This window comes from Aminobacter sp. P4_H6_2, from assembly GCF_056400805.1.
Genome location: NZ_JBFUKO010000937.1, coordinates 1 through 1,469, shown reverse-complemented (window position 1 = coordinate 1,469; position 1,469 = coordinate 1). Strand labels below are relative to the sequence as shown.

The following is a 1,469-nucleotide window of genomic DNA, read 5'->3' as shown; positions in this document are numbered from 1 at the left end:
CTTGTTAACTGTGTGAGTTGAGAGCTCAAACAAAGCCAGTCCGCGAGCGGCCGCTGCTCGCAGGATTGACAGCGCTCGGCGTCTCCGCTTTTGCTGTATCGGGACCGAATAGCCAGGGCCGTTCCTGGAGCTGGGACATTTGGTTCGGTCGTTTGGACATTCATGCAGCGTGGTAAGTGATGGCGACCGCACTCACCTCCGAACTGATCCGTGCCGCGAATGAGACTGATCGATTGACCGAACAAGATAAGGCACGGCTGCTCCAGCGCGCCGCGTCGACCATAAGGAATTACCGCGAGATCATCGCCTATTCCGAGACGCCTGCGAACGATACAGGACAAGGCGACATCGTGTTCGAACTCAACGCGATGGCAAGCGCGATCGATCTGTTCCCGGCCGAAAAAGTGCAAGCTATGCTTTTGGAGGCTGTCGAAGTCATCAAGGCGTGCAAGATGCTGCTCGAGGAAAAGCGGAAGATTTTGGAATAGCTCTGGGGAGGGCTTGGGGATGGACATCCGCTTGCGCCGCTACATCTTGCTGTTCGGAGCGCTTACAGCGGCCGCTCCGTTTGTGGCATGGGCCCTGATCACTGCGCTTCCTCAATACCAAGAGACTATCACTGACATCTTTGGCATCCCGGTCGCCTTCGCGATCACACAATCCACGGCGTACTACTTCTTCTTCCGAAACAGGCGCTTACCTTCCCCCAGCGAATATTGGCGACTGGTGGGCTACTGCACGGCTATTGGCGTCGGGCTGGCAATTGTCTCGGTTTGGCTGTCCGGCTCGTTTGACGATTTGTCATCAGGGTTCGTCGTGTTCATGCTGGCCATGATGATCGGCGTTCAATCCGCGGTGCTGGTTATCGCCTTCTCAAGCTTCATGGGGCGATCGATGTTGAAGCACCTGGAGAAGATCGATCAAAGGCAGAAGCAGAAGATCGTGGAGTAGCCCCCGCAAAATTGCCGATTGGTAGCCCAATGGTGAGGACGATCATTGCAATCGAATGCCTAGCCATCGCGGTGCCGGTGGTGCTGATCTTCGGGATACTTGGCTTCATCGCCTGGGGTGGTCATTGCCCTCAGGGAAACCGATGTGCTGCTGACCGCTTCCTATTGTGGGTGTGTGCTGTCATCGTCCTAGTCAGTGCGAGTGCCTGTGTCGCGGCGTCGCGATATCTATGGCGCTCTTGGCGCTTGAAGTCATGAAGGCCTACAGGGTGTTGCTCGAAGAAAAGCGAAAGCTTTAGAATAGCTCTGGGGAGGGCTTGGGATGAAGGAAAGGCTCCTAGCCACTATGGCAATGCTCGCGGTCGCCGGGTGCACATCGCCGCCTGCCGAGTATGCAGCCACCCTCTCGACCCAAGACCCAAAATGGCGGTCTCCAGAGTGCGAACAAATCCGCGCAGCGGCATTGAACCACGAGGCTGGAGAAAAGAAGACATTGAGCATACCGGCCGGTCTGTTGCT

2 protein-coding genes and 1 pseudogene are annotated in these 1,469 nt (G+C 56.4%); all 3 read left to right on the top strand.

The annotated features are described in order from the left end of the window. The first annotated feature begins 179 nt into the window (after window positions 1–179). Complete coding sequence (locus AC1DUU_RS31845) at window positions 180–488, top strand: hypothetical protein (RefSeq protein WP_476787286.1); 309 nt, start codon at window positions 180–182, stop codon at window positions 486–488. A 19-nt stretch (window positions 489–507) separates the two neighbouring features. Next, window positions 508–951, top strand: coding sequence for an ABZJ_00895 family protein (locus tag AC1DUU_RS31840; RefSeq protein ID WP_476787285.1), 444 nt, complete (start codon window positions 508–510; stop codon window positions 949–951). Between the two features lie 321 nt (window positions 952–1,272). Continuing rightward, window positions 1,273–1,469: pseudogene (locus AC1DUU_RS31835) on the top strand (hypothetical protein); the annotation flags it as partial.

What these genes read in the sequence shown, in the direction of transcription:
- AC1DUU_RS31845 (WP_476787286.1), top strand. Translation starts at nt 180, where the DNA reads ATGGCGACCGCACTCACCTCCGAACTGATCCGTGCCGCGAATGAGACT.
- AC1DUU_RS31840 (WP_476787285.1), top strand. Translation starts at nt 508, where the DNA reads ATGGACATCCGCTTGCGCCGCTACATCTTGCTGTTCGGAGCGCTTACA.